The 16,268-nt window shown below is 68.6% G+C and carries 16 protein-coding genes; 7 read left to right on the top strand and 9 right to left on the bottom strand.

Annotated elements, in window-relative coordinates:
* Positions 1-10: 10 nt before the first annotated feature.
* Positions 11-1,735 carry an ABC transporter ATP-binding protein gene (locus tag ACXPWS_RS07335; RefSeq protein WP_458711812.1) on the top strand — a complete coding sequence of 575 codons (1,725 nt, stop codon included), beginning with the start codon at positions 11-13 and terminating at the stop codon, positions 1,733-1,735.
* 8 nt (positions 1,736-1,743) lie between these two features.
* Positions 1,744-3,621 carry an ABC transporter ATP-binding protein gene (locus ACXPWS_RS07330; RefSeq protein WP_458713441.1) on the top strand — a complete coding sequence of 626 codons (1,878 nt, stop codon included), beginning with the start codon at positions 1,744-1,746 and terminating at the stop codon, positions 3,619-3,621.
* On the opposite strand, the gene ACXPWS_RS07325 is transcribed toward ACXPWS_RS07330, so the two are convergent.
* The 3 genes from ACXPWS_RS07325 to ACXPWS_RS07315 form a co-directional block, all read right to left on the bottom strand.
* Positions 3,622-5,199: a phospholipase D-like domain-containing protein gene (locus ACXPWS_RS07325; protein WP_458711811.1), complete on the bottom strand. Its 1,578-nt coding sequence runs from the start codon at positions 5,197-5,199 to the stop codon at positions 3,622-3,624.
* A 145-nt stretch (positions 5,200-5,344) separates the two neighbouring features.
* A complete protein-coding gene (locus ACXPWS_RS07320) occupies positions 5,345-5,869 on the bottom strand; it encodes a hypothetical protein (RefSeq protein WP_458711810.1) in 525 nt (174 codons plus the stop codon).
* Between the two features lie 71 nt (positions 5,870-5,940).
* The gene (locus ACXPWS_RS07315; RefSeq protein WP_458711809.1) at positions 5,941-6,144 is read right to left on the bottom strand and encodes a hypothetical protein; all 204 of its coding nucleotides are present in this window, start codon (positions 6,142-6,144) and stop codon (positions 5,941-5,943) included.
* Between the two features lie 63 nt (positions 6,145-6,207).
* On the opposite strand from ACXPWS_RS07315, the gene ACXPWS_RS07310 reads away from it, so the two are divergent.
* On the top strand, positions 6,208-7,047 hold the full coding sequence (locus ACXPWS_RS07310) for an AIM24 family protein (protein ID WP_458711808.1): 840 nt from the start codon (positions 6,208-6,210) through the stop codon (positions 7,045-7,047).
* A gap of 6 nt (positions 7,048-7,053) precedes the next feature.
* Here the strand turns inward: ACXPWS_RS07310 and ACXPWS_RS07305 are convergent, their stop codons facing one another.
* Positions 7,054-7,662 (bottom strand): DUF305 domain-containing protein, encoded by a 609-nt coding sequence (locus ACXPWS_RS07305; protein WP_458711807.1) that lies wholly within the window; start codon positions 7,660-7,662, stop codon positions 7,054-7,056.
* A gap of 72 nt (positions 7,663-7,734) precedes the next feature.
* Here ACXPWS_RS07305 and ACXPWS_RS07300 point away from each other — a divergent pair, with 72 nt between their 5' ends.
* Positions 7,735-7,938 (top strand): cation transporter, encoded by a 204-nt coding sequence (locus ACXPWS_RS07300; protein ID WP_458711806.1) that lies wholly within the window; start codon positions 7,735-7,737, stop codon positions 7,936-7,938.
* Positions 7,935-10,154 (top strand): heavy metal translocating P-type ATPase, encoded by a 2,220-nt coding sequence (locus tag ACXPWS_RS07295; RefSeq protein WP_458711805.1) that lies wholly within the window; start codon positions 7,935-7,937, stop codon positions 10,152-10,154. Before ACXPWS_RS07300 ends, ACXPWS_RS07295 begins: the two co-directional genes overlap by 4 nt.
* Here the strand turns inward: ACXPWS_RS07295 and ACXPWS_RS07290 are convergent.
* Positions 10,140-11,282, bottom strand: coding sequence for an adenylate cyclase regulatory domain-containing protein (locus ACXPWS_RS07290; RefSeq protein WP_458711804.1), 1,143 nt, complete (start codon positions 11,280-11,282; stop codon positions 10,140-10,142). The genes ACXPWS_RS07295 and ACXPWS_RS07290 overlap by 15 nt on opposite strands.
* 18 nt (positions 11,283-11,300) lie before the next feature.
* Between ACXPWS_RS07290 and ACXPWS_RS07285 the strand changes: the two genes are divergently transcribed.
* Both ACXPWS_RS07285 and ACXPWS_RS07280 read left to right on the top strand, forming a co-directional pair.
* Complete coding sequence (locus ACXPWS_RS07285; RefSeq protein WP_458711803.1) at positions 11,301-11,789, top strand: DNA-deoxyinosine glycosylase; 489 nt, start codon at positions 11,301-11,303, stop codon at positions 11,787-11,789.
* Positions 11,790-11,798: 9 nt separating this feature from the next.
* The gene (locus ACXPWS_RS07280) at positions 11,799-12,254 is read left to right on the top strand and encodes an SRPBCC family protein (RefSeq protein WP_458711802.1); all 456 of its coding nucleotides are present in this window, start codon (positions 11,799-11,801) and stop codon (positions 12,252-12,254) included.
* Here ACXPWS_RS07280 and ACXPWS_RS07275 read toward each other — a convergent pair whose 3' ends face one another.
* The 4 genes from ACXPWS_RS07275 to ACXPWS_RS07260 form a co-directional block, all read right to left on the bottom strand.
* Positions 12,255-13,652: an HNH endonuclease signature motif containing protein gene (locus tag ACXPWS_RS07275; protein ID WP_458711801.1), complete on the bottom strand. Its 1,398-nt coding sequence runs from the start codon at positions 13,650-13,652 to the stop codon at positions 12,255-12,257. It abuts the gene before it with no gap.
* Between the two features lie 124 nt (positions 13,653-13,776).
* Entirely contained in the window at positions 13,777-14,037 is a 261-nt protein-coding gene (locus ACXPWS_RS07270) for a ribosomal protein L7/L12 (RefSeq protein WP_458711800.1), read from the bottom strand.
* Positions 14,021-15,418 (bottom strand): amidase, encoded by a 1,398-nt coding sequence (locus tag ACXPWS_RS07265; RefSeq protein ID WP_458711799.1) that lies wholly within the window; start codon positions 15,416-15,418, stop codon positions 14,021-14,023. The genes ACXPWS_RS07270 and ACXPWS_RS07265 overlap by 17 nt, the downstream gene beginning before the upstream one ends.
* A 17-nt stretch (positions 15,419-15,435) precedes the next feature.
* Positions 15,436-16,263 (bottom strand): AraC family transcriptional regulator, encoded by an 828-nt coding sequence (locus tag ACXPWS_RS07260; RefSeq protein ID WP_458711798.1) that lies wholly within the window; start codon positions 16,261-16,263, stop codon positions 15,436-15,438.
* Between the last annotated feature and the right edge of the window lie 5 nt (positions 16,264-16,268).

Raw genomic sequence — 16,268 nt, 5'->3', positions numbered from 1 at the left:
CAGTAGCCAGATGCTCTGGGCGTTGCTGCGACGGTATGTGCGGCCCTACCGCGGGCTGCTCACCATCGTGGCGGTACTGCAGGTGATCAGCACCCTGGCGTCGCTGTACCTGCCGACGATCAATGCCGACATCATCGACGAAGGCGTCGCCAAGGGCGATACCGGCGCCATCATGCGGCTGGGCGCGGTGATGCTCGGGGTGACCGCCATGCAGGTGCTGTGCGCGGTGGGCGCGGTGTTCTTCGGTTCACGGGCCAGTGTCGGCTTCGGCCGCGATCTGCGATCGGTGATCTTTCACCATGTGCTCGGCTTCTCGACCACCGAGACGGCGCGATTCGGTGCGCCGACGTTGTTGACCCGTACCACCAACGACGTGCAGCAGATCCAGCTGCTGGTGCAGATGACGTCCACGATGCTCATCACCGCGCCGATCATGGGCGTCGGCGGTATCGCGATGGCCGTGCATCAGAACGCCGGCCTGTCCTGGTTGCTGGCGGTCAGCGTGCCGGTGCTGGCACTGGCCAACTTTCTCGTGATCCGCAAGCTGATGCCGATCTTCCGCTCCATGCAGCGACTCATCGACGGCATCAATCGGGTGATGCGCGAACAGTTGTCCGGCATCCGGGTGGTCCGGGCGTTCGCGCGGGAATCCCTGGAGCGCAGCAGGTTCGACGAGGCCAACCAGGCGCTGGCCGATACCGCGATCACCGCGGGGCGGTGGCAGGCGCTGATGCTGCCGGTGACCACCCTGGTGATCAACGTCTCCAGCGTCGCGCTGATCTGGTTCGGGGGCCATCGCATCGACGCCGGCGGTATGCAGGTCGGCTCCCTGATCGCGTTCCTGGCCTACTTCATGCAGATCCTGATGGCCGTACTGCTGGCCACTCTGCTGCTGGTGCTGCTGCCCCGCGCTTCGGCCTGCGCCGAGCGCATCTCCGAGGTGCTCGGCACATGCGCGCAGATCACCGATCCGGCCGATCCGGTGCGCGTCGATGCGGTGCGCGGCGAGATCACGCTGCGTGCGGCGACCTTCAGCTACGCGGGCGCCGACCGGCCGGTGGTGCAAGGGATCTCGCTGACCGCGCGCCCGGGCACCGTGACCGCGATCGTCGGCAGCACCGGTTCGGGCAAGTCGACGCTGGTGTCGCTGCTGTGCCGGCAGTACGACGTCACTGCGGGGGCGGTGCTGGTCGACGGCCACGACATCCGCAACTACGACACCGAAACCCTCTGGTCGGCAATTGGATTGGTACCGCAACGGGGCTATCTGTTCACCGGGACGGTCGCGGACAATCTGCGCTACGGGCGCAGTGCGGCCACCGAGGACGAGATGTGGGCGGCCTTGCAGGTAGCGGCCGCCGACGATTTCGTGCGGGCCGACCCCGATGGTCTGCAGATGCGGGTGGCGCAGGGCGGCATCAACTTCTCCGGTGGTCAGCGCCAGCGGCTTGCCATCGCCCGCGCGGTGATCCGCCGGCCGGCGGTGTATCTGTTCGACGATGCGTTCTCCGCCCTCGATGTGCGCACCGACGCGCGGGTGCGTGCGGCACTGCGTGAGACATCGGCGGACGCGACGGTGATCATCGTGTCGCAGCGGGTCTCCACCGTGGCCGGCGCCGATCAGGTGATCGTCATCGACGCCGGCCGCGTCGTCGGTGCGGGCACCCACGACTCGCTGCTGCGGGACTGCCCCGAGTACGTCGAATTCGTCGAATCGCAGTCGGTGACGGCGTGACCCGCCCGATGCGCGGGATGCCGCAGCCGCCGGCCGCCCGGTCCAGGGATTTCCGGGGGTCGGCGCTGCGGCTGCTGAGAAGGCTGATCCCGCAACGCGGTCTGGCGTCCGCGGTCATCGCCCTGGGCATGTGCGGGATCGCCATCGGGGTGATCGGTCCGCGCATCCTCGGCCACGCCACCGATCTGTTGTTCAACGGGGTGATCGGGCGCGGCCTGCCCGCCGGTATCAGCAAGCAGCAGGCGATCGAAGCGGCAAGGGACCGCGGCCAGGACACCTTCGCCGACCTGCTGTCCGGAATGAACGTGGTGCCGGGCCGCGGTGTCGATTTCGGCGCGGTGGGCCGCACCCTGCTGCTGGCTCTGGGGTTGTATCTCATTGCCGCGCTGGTGGTCTGGGTTCAGGCCCGGATCCTCAATGTGGTGGTGCAGCGCACCGTCGCCACCTTGCGCGCCGAGATCGAGGACAAGGTGCACCGCCTGCCGCTGTCCTACGTGGATGCCCGCCAGCGCGGTGAACTGCTCAGCCGGGTGACCAACGACGTCGACAATGTCGCCTCCTCGCTGGCGATGTCGATCAGTCAGCTGCTCACCGCGGTGCTGACGGTCATCGCCGTACTGGTGATGATGCTGACGATCTCACCGCTGCTGGCACTGCTCACCGTGTTGACTGTGCCGCTGTCACTGCTGGCGACCCGCGCCATCACCCGCCGGTCGCAGAAACTGTTCGTCGCGCAGTGGACCAACACCGGAAAGCTCAACGCGCACATCGAGGAGACCTACAGCGGTTTCACCATCGTCAAGACCTACGGCCACCGCGATCACGCCTCGGCGCAGTTCGCCGGATACAACGCCGACGTGTACCGCTCCAGCACCGGCGCGCAGTTCCTGTCCGGGCTGGTCGGACCGGCCACCACCTTCGTCGGCAACATCAGTTACGTGGCGGTGGCGGTGGTGGGCGGTATGCAGGTGGCCACCGGTCAGATCACCCTCGGCAGCATCCAGGCGTTCATCCAGTACGTGCGCCAGTTCAACCAGCCGCTGACCCAGGTGGCCGCCATGTACAACACGCTGCAATCCGGAATCGCCAGCGCCGAACGGATCTTCGACGTACTGGATGCCCCCGAGGAGGCCGCCGATCCCGCGCCCGTACCCGCCGTGGGCCCGGCCGCCGGCCGGGTGGAGTTCGACCGGGTCAGTTTCGGTTACCGCCCGGGCGCCCCGGTGCTGCACGACCTCTCCCTGGTCGCCGAACCCGGGACGACGGTCGCGATCGTGGGGCCGACCGGGGCAGGCAAGACCACGCTGGTGAACCTGCTGATGCGGTTCTACGACGTGGATTCCGGCCGGATCCTGCTGGATGGCACCGACATCACCGCGATGCCGCGTGCCGCGCTGCGCTCGCGGATCGGCATGGTGCTGCAGGACACCTGGCTGTTCGGCGCCAGCATCTACGACAACATCGCCTACGGCCGTCCCGATGCCGGCCCCGACGAGGTGCACGAGGCCGCTCGCGCCGCGTTCGTCGACCGGTTCGTGGCCACCCTGCCCAACGGTTACCACACCAGGGTCGGCGAGGACGGCGGCCGGCTCAGCGCCGGCGAGCGGCAGTTGATCACCATCGCCCGTGCGGTGCTGGCACGCCCCCAGCTACTGATCCTGGACGAGGCGACCAGTTCGGTGGACACCCGCACCGAGTTGCTGATCCAGCAGGCGATGGCCGAGTTGCGCAGGGACCGGACCAGTTTCATCGTCGCGCACCGGTTGTCCACCATCCGCGACGCCGATCGGATCGTGGTGCTGGACGCCGGCCGCATCGTCGAGCAGGGTACCCATGCCGAACTGCTGGCGGCGCGCGGCGAGTACTGGGCGATGACACTGTCCTGACTAACCGCCTGCGGGCAGCCGGACACCGACCAGACGGGCGAGCGTCTCGACGGCGGACAACACCTCGGGTGCCGCTCGGGTCAGGGGCCAGGTGACCGCGCCGGTGACCAGCGAGCACACACTGCTCGACACCGAAGCGGGTACGTGTGCCGGATCCATCAGGTCGTTCTCACCGAACGGGCCCGCGTCCGCCGACACCATGTATTCGGTGAACCTGCGCAAGGACCGGCCGGTGCCGCGCAGCGCCTCGATGGCCGCGACGACGGACCCGTGGCGGTCCACTTCGGCGCGCAAGGTCTCGATCGGCACCCCGAGATGCTCGGCCAGCAGATCGGCTCGCAGATGGTCGATGTGGCTGCGGATATCGTCACGCCCCTCGGCCGGGGCCTCCAGCGCCAGATCGCACTCACTGTCGAAGCCCAGCGATCGGTTGTTCAGATTCGACGAGCCGATCCGCAGGAACCGGTCATCGACCACCATGACCTTGGAATGCACGTACACCGACGCGCCACCCGGGACGGCCGGCCAGTAGACACCGAACCGACCGTGCACGTCGGCCTCCCAGAGCCGGCGAACCAGACGTTCACGCGCGCTGTCCATCGACTCGTGCTCCAGGCGGCTCTCGGAGGTGCGCGGCAGCACGATCACCACCTCCGGGCCGTCGGGTTCGCGCAGCCGCTCCGCGAGGGCGTCGGCCAGGCCACGCGCGGCCAGATACTGGTTCTCCAGGTAGATGAGGTGGCGCGCCGCGGCGATCGCGGCCAGGTTCAGCGCCTCGACCTCGCGAACCTCCTGGCGGGTCGCGAATGCCGGCAGCGTGCGGGCGATCCCGACCTCGACGTCTCGCAAGGCCGGGTGACAGCGGCGCGGCCAGGCCGACGGTCCCGGCGCGAGCGCGGGCAGCGTGCGGCCGGTGGCCGCGCCCCAGCGATCGCGCGCCTGCTCGGCCAGGATCCGGGCGGCCGGGCCGTCGACGACCGCGGCCACCTCGTGGCGGGGCCCGTACGGTGCACCGGTGGCCCGCCGGCCGGGATCGTCGCGCGAATGGGCGCGGGTGTCCCACCGCCCGAGGGTGAGATCGATGCCGCCGCAGAACGCCACGGCGTCATCGACGACGACGATCTTCTGGTGATGCACCGCACCGGTGGGCCGGGCCCCGTCCACGGCCAGATGCATGCGTGCCGAGGTGAGGTTGTTCAGCAGCGTCACCGGCACCAGGCCGAACCAGAACGGGTCGAACGCGGGCAGCAGACGGAGATTCGACTTGAGCACGTACACCTGCAGCTTGGGCTGCCGCCACATCATCCAGAGCAGGAAGTGCGCGAGCTGGTTGGGCCCAGGCAACGTAGCCCGGCCCGCTTCGAAGGTCATCCGGGAATCGAAGTCCCAGCCGATCAACATGATCCGGTGCCGGGCGCGCAACATCGCGGATTTCACCTGGAACAGATATTCGGCACCATCGACGATGGGCGCGAACCGGTCGGCCGGAGCCGACTGCCAGCACGTCCGGCCGGGCAACAGCAGCCGATCGGTCTGCACCGGCGCGTTGTCGGCGTCCGGCACCGTCGGCCCTGACATCGGAAACCTCATTCGCCTCAGGCCGGGATACCCGGCGCCACCACATCCCTACATTGGACGGATCCGGTACGCCGATCCGAACGCCGCAGGACGTATGTGCTTGCTCACAGTCAAGCGTCGCACGCCGCGGCACCATCGGGCAGCGTCAGAGTCCGGGCCCCTCGGCGCGCAGATCGTCCACGGCTGTCATCGCCGCTCGCAGCTTGGACAGCCACTCGTCGGTGTGCTCGCCCACCAGCCGCACCGACCAGGCCAGCGCATCGGAGCGGGACCGGGCCACGCCTGCGTCGACCAGGGTGTCGAGCACCTGACGCTCGGGCTGGCGCAGGCGCGTCATCACCGGTACCGCCAAGTGGGTGAACAGGATTCGTTCCGCACCCGCCTGGACACCCCAGGACACCTTGCGACCGAAGCGGTCCTGCGCCTCGTCGGCGATCCGCATCCGTTCGCCGCGGGTCTCCTCCCGGAACTTCGCCGCCCGGCCCGAGACTCGGGAGGCGCTCTCGTCGCCGTCGGCGTCGGGCAACCTGCCGACGACGGTGATTTCTTCTCGGTCGACCACGACGTCCGGGTCCCCCGCGAACCAGCCGTCGGGCAGCCGGCCGGCGAACCAGTCGACGGCCTCTGCGGCGTCATGGGTGGCGTGACGATGATGATGATGTGTCTTCATGATTACATGATTACACCGTTACAACCGCAAAAGAGCACGGTTCACCGACAGTGAACGCCCGGGTGATGTCGTCAGCGCTTGAGCCACGCGGCGGCGCCGCCGGCCAGCACCAGGGCGACAAACAACAGGGCCGCCCAACCGCTGCCTGCCAGCCACCACACCGCGGCCACCGCCGCGATGGCCGGCGACAGCAGGAACAACACCATGCCCGGATGTTGCCGGACCACCGCCAACGCGCTCTTCGCCCGCACCCGATCGACCTCGTCGCCTGCCATGGGAAAAGGATGCCAGCCTAAGGTGGCTTGAGTACCAAAACTCTGGCGACCTGAGGAGACACGGTGAGCGGTCAGTGGCTGCGCGACCCCGAAGGCCGGTTCGAATACCGGTGGTGGGACGGACAGAAGTGGACCGATCAGGTCTCACACCAAGGACAGGTGCACGCCGCACCATTGGGCGCGCCGCCCGTGCAGCAGCAGCCGCAGCCGGTGCCCACCCCGGCCGGTGACGGCTTCAGCGGCATCACCGGCGACCTGGTCGACGGCCGTTTCAGCGAGAAGGAATCGGCCGCGGTCGCCAACCAGAACAAGAAGTTGCTCCGGGTGCGCGTCGGGGAACCGTTCCTGGCCCGACAGGGCGCGATGGTGGCCTATCAGGGCAATGTCGAGTTCGCCTATGAAGGCGGCGGCGCCGGGAAGTTCCTCAAGAAGGCGCTGACGGGTGAGGGCCTGCCGCTGATGCGGGTGGCCGGACAGGGCGATGTGTTTCTCGCCGAGCAATCCTTCGATGTGCACCTGCTGCATCTGAACAACTCCGGCCTGTCGATCAGCGGCAAGAATGTGCTGGCCTTCTCTTCGAGCCTGAACTGGAACATCGAGCGGGTCAAAGGCGGCAGCATCGCCACCGGCGGCCTGTTCAACACCACGTTGCGCGGCACCGGCTGGGTGGCGCTGACCACCGACGGGCCGCCGGTCGTGCTCGACGCCGCCGAGGCGCCCACCTTCGCCGACACCAATGCGGTGGTGGCGTGGTCGGCCAACCTGCAGACCACGCTGAAGACCAGCTTCAAGGCCGGGGCGCTGATCGGTCGTGGATCCGGCGAGGCACTGCAGGTTGCCTTCGCCGGTCAGGGTTTCGTCATCGTCCAGCCGTCGGAGGGCATCACCGTCGCGCCCCAGTGACCGGTTCTACAACGTGGTGAGGATCGACCTCATGGTGTCGATCTCCTTCTGCTGGGTATCGACGATGGCATGGGACAACGCGATGGCCGGGCCGTATTGCCCCTTGGCGATCTCGTCCTGAGCCATCGTGATGGCGCCCTCGTGGTGAGCGATCATCTGCGTGACGTAGAGCTTGGCGGCCGCCGGGCCGGGCGCATTGCGCAGCGTCTCGATGTCCTGCGCGGACACCATGCCCTGCATCGAATCGTGGTTCATCGGTGCCATCGCCGGGCTGCCCCAGGATGTCAACCAACCCTGCATCTGCGCGATCTCGGGGGCCTGAGCGGCCTTGATCTCGGTGGCGAGCTGCACGACGCGCGGGTCGACGCCCTGTTTGGCCAGCAGGATGTCGCTCATCTGCACAGCCTGGGTGTGGTGCGGAATCATCATCTGGGCGAACATCACGTCGGCGTCGTTGTGCGCCGCCGCGTCCGCGCTCGCCGGCGCCGGACTCGCGGCCGAGCTGGTGTGTCCCTGACCGGTGTGCCCGTCCCCGTTCGCCGGACTGGGCTGATTGGTACAACCCGCCACCAGCACACCGACCGCCACCGCGAGCACTGCCGCCGTCTTCACCATGTCTGTCTCCTCACAACCTTCAAGCCGTACGTGCCCATTTACCCATACCCCCTACCGGTATATCATGGCGTCATGAACATCGTTCTCCATGTCGAGGGTATGAGTTGCGGCCACTGCGTCTCGGCCATCACCACTGCGGTGCGGGCGCTGCCCGAAGTCACCTCCGTGGACGTCGACCTCACCGCGGGCACCGTCACGGTGGGCGGCGGCCCCGATGCCGACGCGGTGGCCGCGGCCATCGAGGACTGCGGATACGACATCGCGTACGCGGCATGAGTACCCTCACCCTCGACGTCGGCGGGATGACGTGCGCATCGTGTGCAGCACGAATCGAGAAGCGGCTCAACCGCATCGACGGCGTGCAGGCCAGCGTCAACTTCGCCACCGAGCAGGCCAGGGTGGAATTCCCCGACACCGTCAGCCCCGACCAGCTGGTCGCCGCGGTTGAGGCGACGGGCTATACGGCCGCCTTGCCTGCTCCGGAACCGGCGGCCGCCACCGAGCCGGACGAGCGGGACGAGTCTGCGCCGTGGCGGCAGCGGCTGCTGATCAGCGCCGCCCTGAGCATCCCGGTGGTCGCGTGTTCGATGATCCCTGCGCTGCAGTTCACCAACTGGCAGTGGCTGGCGTTCACGCTCGCCTCGCCGGTCGTGGTGTGGGGGGCGTGGCCGTTCCACCGGGCGGCGTGGACCAATCTGCGCCACGGCGCGGCGACGATGGACACCCTCATCTCGGTCGGCGTCGGCGCCGCGTACCTCTGGTCGGTATGGGCGTTGTTCTTCACTCACGCCGGAATGCCCGGCATGAAGATGCAATTCGAGTGGGTGTCCCGCGGCGGCGAACCGCATCTCTATCTCGAGGTGGCCGCGGCCGTCACCACCTTCCTGCTCACCGGGCGGTATTTCGAGGCACGCGCCAAGCGCAAGTCCGGTGCGGCGCTGCGGGCACTGCTCGACATGGGCGCCAAGGATGTGGCGGTGCTGCGTGGCGACGCGCCGTCCGGCACCGAGACCCGCATCCCGATCGCGCACCTCGCGGTCGGTGATGTGTTCGTGGTGCGGCCGGGCGAGAAGATCGCCACCGACGGCACGGTGACGGCAGGAACCTCGGCGGTCGACGCGTCGATGCTGACCGGCGAGCCGGTGCCGGTGGAGGTCGGCCCCGGTGACACCGTGGTCGGGGCGACCGTCAACGTCGGCGGCCGGATCGAGGTGCGGGCCACCCAGATCGGGTCCGGCACCCAGCTGGCACAGATGGCCCGGCTGGTATCGGAGGCGCAGAGCGGTAAGGCCGACGTGCAGCGGCTGGCCGATCGGGTGTCGGCGATCTTCGTGCCGATCGTGATCGGGCTGGCAGTGCTGACCCTGGCCGGCTGGTTGGTCAGCGGCAGCTCGGTGGCGGCCGCGTTCACCGCCGCCGTCGCGGTGCTGATCATCGCCTGCCCGTGCGCGCTGGGCTTGGCCACCCCGACCGCATTGCTGGTCGGCACCGGCCGGGGTGCTCAACTGGGCATCCTGATCAAGGGGCCGCAGGTGCTGGAGTCGACCCGGCGCATCGACACCGTGGTGCTGGACAAGACCGGGACGGTCACCACCGGTCAGATGTCGGTGGTCGCCGTCCATGTCGCAGAGGGTGACGCGCAGGCCGAGATCGTCCGGCTGGCGGGCGCATTGGAGCACGCCTCCGAGCATCCGATCGCCCGCGCGATCGCCGACTACGCCGGCGGCCCGCTGCCCGCGGTGTCCGGGTTCGAGAATCACGGTGGTCTCGGTGTCTCCGGCGTCGTCGACGACCGGGCGGTGGCCGCGGGACGGGTCACCTGGCTGTCCGAGGACTGGGCGCTGCCGGTGCCCGCTGAACTGCGCGCCGCCGCGGAAACGGCCGAGGCACAGGGGGCCACCGCGGTGTGGGTGGCCGCCGACGGACGGATCCGCGCGGTGATCGTCGTCTCCGACACCATCAAGGACACCGCCGCCGAGGCGATCGCACAGTTCCGGGCGCTGGGCCTGGCTCCGGTACTGCTGACCGGTGACAATCGTGGTGCCGCGGAAACCGTTGCCGCGCAACTGGGTATCGAGCGGGTGGTGGCCGAGGTGCTGCCCGCCGGCAAGGTGGCCGAGATCAAGCGGTTGCAGGCCGGCGGTGCGGTGGTGGCGATGGTCGGTGACGGGGTGAACGACGCCGCCGCGCTGGCGCAGGCCGATCTCGGGTTGGCCATGGGGACCGGCACCGATGTCGCGATCGAAGCCTCGGATCTGACCCTGGTGCGCGGCGATCTGCGGGCCGCCGCGGACGCGATCCGGTTGTCCCGGGCCACCCTGGGCACCATCAAAGCCAACCTGTTCTGGGCGTTCGCCTACAACGTCGCCGCGCTGCCGTTGGCCGCACTGGGGCTGTTGAACCCCCTGATCGCGGGCGCGGCCATGGCGTTCAGCTCGGTGTTCGTGGTGACCAACAGCTTGCGGCTGCGCCGCTTTTCACCGATCCGCTAGCCGTCGCGCCCGGAACAGTTTGGTGTCGTCCTTGATGCCCTTGAGCCTGCGTGCGCCGGCGAAGGACCATTCGAACCCGGCGCTGTCACCGATGGCGTCGCGGGCGGCTTCGGACACCAGCACCGAACCCGGCCGGGCGGCGCCGGTGATCCGGCTGGCCAGGTTGACCGGGCTGCCGAACCAGTCGCCGGTGCGGTTCACCGCCATGCCGGTGGTCACCCCGGCCCGCAGCCGCAGGAAGTCGTCTCCTGCCTCGGTGGCCTCGATCAGGGCCAGCATGGCCGCCAAAAGCGGCGCGGGCTCCGGGCTGACCAGCATCACCGCGTCACCGATCGACTTGACGAAACGCACCGGCGGGGCCACCACCTCGTGGGCCAGCTGGACCAGGCGATGCGCCAGGTCCTCCAGTTCTTCCGGTGGCACCGCCTCGCCGAGGCGGGTGAAGCCGACCAGATCGGCGAAGCCGACCGCGACCGACCGGGCACCGGGCAGCGGCAGGCCCTGGGCCCGTTCCCCGGCGGTGACGGCCTCGGTCTCCATGGTGTGACGCAACTGCAGGCGCAGCATGTCGTGCAGCATCGGGCCGAACAGCGGCTCCACCTGCATGAGCATGGCTTCGGAGCCCTTGGCGATATCGAGTTCGCTCGCGCCGGCCGACATCATCGCCAGCAACGCGGTGTACCGCATGGCCTCGGCGGCCTTGCTCAGGCCGTCGGCGATCACCCGGACCACCTCCACGATCCGGTCCTCGTCGAAGCCGATATCGGTGAACTTGCGGATATAAGAAGCGATTTCGCCGTCCACTTTGGGGTGGACCCGGGCATCGGGATCCTCGGACACCGGCAATCCGACGGCCCGCTGAATCCGCCCGAGCAGCGCGAGGTCGATACCGGCCGACTCACTGATCTCGCGGGCCGACACCAGCGTTCCATCGTCTCCGAGCACCCGGCGCGAGGCCAGCAGCAGTGGCGCGTACGAATCACGGATCTGCTCGGCGGTGATCCCGCGCTCCAGCAACCAGGGGATCAGTTCGGCACGTTCGGCACGCGCATCGCCCTCGAGCCCGTCGAGCAGTTCGGCGAAGTCTGGAGAGTCCACGAGGTCAACGTAGCGGTATGCGATCGTCATTGTGAGATCGTGGCCGGAATGACCGACCTGCTGCACGGGCTGCCTCCACTGGCCGCTCCCGATGCCCGCGTGCTGATCTGCGGCAACATGCCCAGCGTCATGTCACTGGCCGTGGGTGAGTACTACGGCAATCCGCGCAACGCGTTCTGGCGGATCACCGGCGCGGTGTTCGGGTTTGCCGCCGATGCGCCCTACCCCGACCGGGTGCAGGCGCTGCTCGGTCACGGCGTCGCGGTCTGGGATGTGCTGCGGTGTTGCGTGCGCGAGGGCAGCCTGGACTCCGCGGTGCGGCGGGATACCATGGTGCCCAACGATTTTGCCGGATTCTTCGCCGACCACCCGGGCATCGAGCGGGTGGTGTTCAACGGCGCGGCCGCCGAGGCGAACTTCCGCCACCTGGTGGGTGACGCGGCAGTCCCGGCCGTCCGACTGCCGTCGACCAGTCCCGCCCAGACCATGCGGTTCGCCGACAAACTTGCGGCCTGGCAGTCGGCCCTGGCCGACTAGGATCGCGCCATGGAAGCTTCGGTGACCGTACACATGAACGCGCCGGCCGATCAGGTGTGGAACCTGATCGCGGATATCCGCAACACCCCGAAGTACTCGCCGGAGGTATTCGACTCCGAGTGGCTCGACGGCGCGACCGGCCCGGCGCTCGGCGCCAAGTTCCGCGGTCACGTCAAGCGCAACGAGATCGGACCGGTGTATTGGACGACATGCCGCGTCACCGCGTGCGAGGCCGGACGCGAGTTCGGCTTCGAGGTGCTGGCCGGCGACAAGCCGGTGAACAACTGGCACTACGCCCTTTCGCCTTCGGCCGGCGGCACCGATGTCACCGAGTCCTTCCGGATGACCCCCGGGTTACTCGACACCGTGTTCGGCCTCTTCGGCGGCCAGTTGCGGACCCGGCGCAACATCCGGGACATGACCACCACCCTCAACCGAATCAAGGCCGAGGTCGAGGCGGGCTGATCACGCGGCGGTGCCCGGCGGCGCATCCGGCCTGGCCGTCCTGCCGGGGTACTTGTCACCCACGATGGTTTCCGGGTGGTGGTAGATGTTGGTGCGGGCTTGGCCGGTGTCCAGTGCCAGGGGTGGGATCCATTCGACCCTGCCGTCCTTGTTGATGACGGTGGTCCAGGCGTCTTCTTTGACGAGGCGGTTGTGCGGTCCACACGCGAGTACGAGTTCGTCGATATTGGTCTGGCCGTTTTGGGCGAAGCCGCGTTTGGCGTGATGGACCTGGCAGCCGTAGGCCGGCACTCGGCACCCCGGGTAGGTGCAGCCCCGGTCCCGGTAGGTGAGTACCAGCCGCTGATCGGCGGTGGCACAGCGTTTGGTGCGCCCGAAATACAACGGCCGCCCGGACACCTCGTCGAACACCGCCAGGCACAGCAGTGAATGCGACGCCAGCCGGATCGCGTCGCGCATCGGCACTCGCGACCCGGCCGCGGTGATGGCTTGTCCGGTGCCGGCCTCGAACTCTGCAGCGATGGCACCCAGGACCACGGTGACCGGCAACCCGTTGTGTTGACCCAACCCGCCGGACATCAACGCATCGCGGGCGATGGTGACCAGAGCGTCGTGTTGACGTTGCCCCCGGGTGCGGGTGTCGACCTCGATCACCTCGGCTGACGGAGTTCCGGTGGTGCAGGGGGTGTCATCTTCGGGATTGCACATCCCCGGTGCGGCCAGCTTGCCGAAGATCGGTTCCAGATAAGCCCGACCCTCCGGAGTGACCGTGCCATGAAAATCGCTCATCCCTTGGTCGTCTTGGGGCTCCAGCACGAACGTGCGGCGGTCTTCGCGGCGCTCGGCGATGTCGTCGTCATTGGGTTCGGGACCGTCCGGGTCGATGACGTCAAGCAGATGCTTGGCCAACCGGCGCAGCGTGTCCGGGTCATACACCGCCGCGTACGAGGCCAGCAGCGCCTCGGCATCGGCACGGGCCGGCTCATCCACGTACGGCGGCAGTTTCTTCATGGTTCTGGTGATGATCCGGACGTGCTCGCTCGTCAGTTCACCGCGGGCTTGGGCGGCCGAGGTGGCCGGATACACCGGCGCCAACGCCTGTCCGGTCACCGTGCGGCGCGGGGCCAGCAGTTCCCCCTCGGCCAGCCGGCGCCCGGCCTCCTTGTTCGACAGGCGTAACCGGATACCCAACGCATCGGCCCAGCTGCGCGCCCCCAGCTCACCGGGGCCGGACTGTGTTTTCACCGCCGCCATCACCCGGTGCTGAACCGCAGGCACCCGCCGGTACACCTGCTCCAGCGCGGACTGGACCTCCAACAGCTCGGTAACCGAGGCGTTGTCAAAGATGGTGTCGGACAGTCTGTCCAGCACCACCATCAGATCGACCACAACCTCCACGCCTCGAACATTAGTACGAGTCACCGACAAGTTCGGACGTTATCCACAGTCACCGATTTGTCCACAGATTCACGCGCACAACAGGATTCGACGTTGCATCGGCCACCAGACGTTGCTAAACCCGCTAACCCAGCCGGTCCACGATGTCCTTGGCTTCCTTCAAGCTCAGCCCGGTCTCCGAACGGAGCACCTTGATTGCCTCGATCTTCTTTCCCTGCAGGGCAAGATCGCGGACCACCGCACTCGCCCAGGTGTCGTTGGCGTCCCCGATCGGTCGCGGCGGCACGGCCCTGCCCACCGCCCGCTCCAGTGCCGCCACCCGGCGTTCGAGTTCCTCGACCCGCCGTTGTAGATCACCCTCGCTTGCGCTACCGAAAAGTCCCATGGGACTCAGTGTGCCCGGGCGGCCGCCGGTGCGCCCAGGGCCGGGCCGCCTCGATCTGCGCGCCCAGTGACAACAGCGTCGCCTCGCCGGACGGCCGGCCCATCAGCTGGATCGACGTCGGCACACCGTCGCGGTCCAGCCCCCACGGCACCACCGCCGCGGGCTGCCCCGTGACATTGCACATCGCCTGGAACGGCACCCGGCCGGCCACCAGCGCCAGCGTCGAGACCGCACCGCGCCGTTGGTAGGCGCCGATCTTGGACGGCCCGGTGGCCGCGCCGGGCGTGAGGACGACGTCGACGTCATCGAAGATGGACAGCACCCGCGCGGCGATGGCCGGTTCGGCGGCCAGGATCGCGGCCATCCGGCGCGGCGGGATCAGACCGCCGATCCGCGCGAAAGCCCTTGTCCGGGAGTCCAGCCGGTCCGGGTGCGGCAACGCGCGGACATCCTCGTACACACCGCGGAAGTACCGCGGCAACGCATGCCGGTACGCCACGCCGGCCGGATAGTCCGGGTCGCGCTCGAGGACGTCATGACCCATTTCGCGCAGCAACGCCACGGCTTCACGCACGGCAGCCTTCTGCGCGGCCCCGACCCGTGCGATCACTCCCGGCGGCGTCTTGAGGCTGACGGCGATCCGCAGCCGACCCGGGGGCCGAGCCGCCGCGGCCACGAAATCGCCGCCGGGTGCGGTGACGTCGAGGAACAGCGCGGCATCCGCCACCGTGCGCGCGATGGGTCCGTTCGCCACCAGGCCACACCAGGAGTGCTCGGGCGCCGCCGCAGGCACCCGGCCGCGCTGTGGTTTGATCCCGAACAGTCCACACCACGTGGACGGCACCCGAATCGAGCCCATCCCATCGGATCCCAGTGCCAGCGAGGCCAACCCCGCGGCCATCGCCGCGCCGCTGCCCCCACTGCTGCCGCCCGGCGCGAAGTCCCGGTTCCACGGATTGCGGGTCGCGCCGAAGGTGAGCGTCTCGGTGAACGGCCAGATCATCATCTCCGGTACCGACGTCTTGCCCAGCAGTACCGCACCCGCCGCCCGCAGCCGCCGCACCACCTCCGCGTCGGCGGTCGCCGCGGGCCCGTGCGCGCTGCTGCCGTAGGTGGTCACCTCACCCGCGATATCGGTGTCGTCCTTGATGGCGATCGGCACGCCGAGCAGCGGCAGCCGCTCCCCCGCGTCCAACCGGGCCTGGGCGGCCACCGCCTGTGCGCGCGCCGAATCGGCGAAAACCACACGGTATGAACGGATTTCTGGATCGATCCGAGCGATCCTGGACAGATAGAGTTCCACCAGGTCCGGCGCGGTGACAGTACCGGCGGCCAGCATGCGGGCGTGCTCGGCCGCTCCGGCGAACGCGATATCGCTCATCGGGGCAACGTTAGCGCTCAGGGGCCGTGCGTGGTGGCGTACTCACCGGGCGTGCAGCCCAGCATGACCCGGAAATCGTTGATGAAGTGCGCCTGGTCATACCAGCCCAGCCGGTGGGCCAGATCGGCGAAGTCCAGGCCGGGATGGCTCTCGATCTCCAGCGCGGCCTGTTGTAATCGGTAGCGGCACAACACCCATTTCACCGGAACCCCGACATAGTGCGCGAACATCCGTTGGGTGGTGCGGACACTCCACGGCGATATCGCCATCACCTGTGCCACCTTGTGCAACGTGGCATCGGTCTGCATCCGTTCGACCAGTTCGGTGACGCAGCCGTACGCCGGATCTGGTGGTTGCGCGCAGGCACCGATCGCGGTATCCATCCGGTTCCGCACCGTCTCCGCATCGTCACCGAATTCGACTGCGGTGCCGAATAACTCGTCGTCGGCCGGAACCACCCGTCCGGTGAGCCGGGCCGCGTCACGGCCGAACCGGGCGGTGAAACCGCCGGGCCGGAACCTGGCCCCCACCACGGTGCCGCGCTCGCTGATGGTGGTGCGGAACACCCGCGGCACCACCCCGTGCACCAGGGTGTTCGGCAGTGGGTGACCATGCCGTGCAGCATCATCGCCCCACTCCCTGGTCAGGTGCAACGCCGGGAACGTGATCACCGCGCTGGCGAACGGTCCGTCCCGCCGCCGGTCCCACCGCACCGACCAGAAATGCTCGACGAATCGGGCCGCCTCATCCGAGGGCGCCCAGCGCCGCAGCTCGAAGGCCGAGACGCTGCCCGCCCGTCCCACCACCCCGCGCACCGGCGCTGGCGCGTTTTTCCAAGCCACCACGCGCT

The organism is Mycobacterium sp. BMJ-28 (assembly GCF_054404835.1).
This window is presented reverse-complemented; position numbering and strand designations above follow the sequence as displayed.

Excerpts from the sequence above, each read along its gene's own strand:
- ACXPWS_RS07320 (WP_458711810.1), bottom strand. The coding sequence starts at position 5,869 with ATGAAGACACATCATCATCATCGTCACGCCACCCATGACGCCGCAGAG.
- ACXPWS_RS07290 (WP_458711804.1), bottom strand. The coding sequence starts at position 11,282 with ATGACGATCGCATACCGCTACGTTGACCTCGTGGACTCTCCAGACTTC.
- ACXPWS_RS07300 (WP_458711806.1), top strand. The coding sequence starts at position 7,735 with ATGAACATCGTTCTCCATGTCGAGGGTATGAGTTGCGGCCACTGCGTC.
- ACXPWS_RS07335 (WP_458711812.1), top strand. The coding sequence starts at position 11 with ATGCTCTGGGCGTTGCTGCGACGGTATGTGCGGCCCTACCGCGGGCTG.
- ACXPWS_RS07265 (WP_458711799.1), bottom strand. The coding sequence starts at position 15,418 with ATGAGCGATATCGCGTTCGCCGGAGCGGCCGAGCACGCCCGCATGCTG.
- ACXPWS_RS07285 (WP_458711803.1), top strand. The coding sequence starts at position 11,301 with ATGACCGACCTGCTGCACGGGCTGCCTCCACTGGCCGCTCCCGATGCC.
- ACXPWS_RS07280 (WP_458711802.1), top strand. The coding sequence starts at position 11,799 with ATGGAAGCTTCGGTGACCGTACACATGAACGCGCCGGCCGATCAGGTG.
- ACXPWS_RS07270 (WP_458711800.1), bottom strand. The coding sequence starts at position 14,037 with ATGGGACTTTTCGGTAGCGCAAGCGAGGGTGATCTACAACGGCGGGTC.
- ACXPWS_RS07325 (WP_458711811.1), bottom strand. The coding sequence starts at position 5,199 with ATGTCAGGGCCGACGGTGCCGGACGCCGACAACGCGCCGGTGCAGACC.
- ACXPWS_RS07330 (WP_458713441.1), top strand. The coding sequence starts at position 1,744 with ATGCGCGGGATGCCGCAGCCGCCGGCCGCCCGGTCCAGGGATTTCCGG.
- ACXPWS_RS07295 (WP_458711805.1), top strand. The coding sequence starts at position 7,935 with ATGAGTACCCTCACCCTCGACGTCGGCGGGATGACGTGCGCATCGTGT.
- ACXPWS_RS07315 (WP_458711809.1), bottom strand. The coding sequence starts at position 6,144 with ATGGCAGGCGACGAGGTCGATCGGGTGCGGGCGAAGAGCGCGTTGGCG.
- ACXPWS_RS07305 (WP_458711807.1), bottom strand. The coding sequence starts at position 7,662 with ATGGTGAAGACGGCGGCAGTGCTCGCGGTGGCGGTCGGTGTGCTGGTG.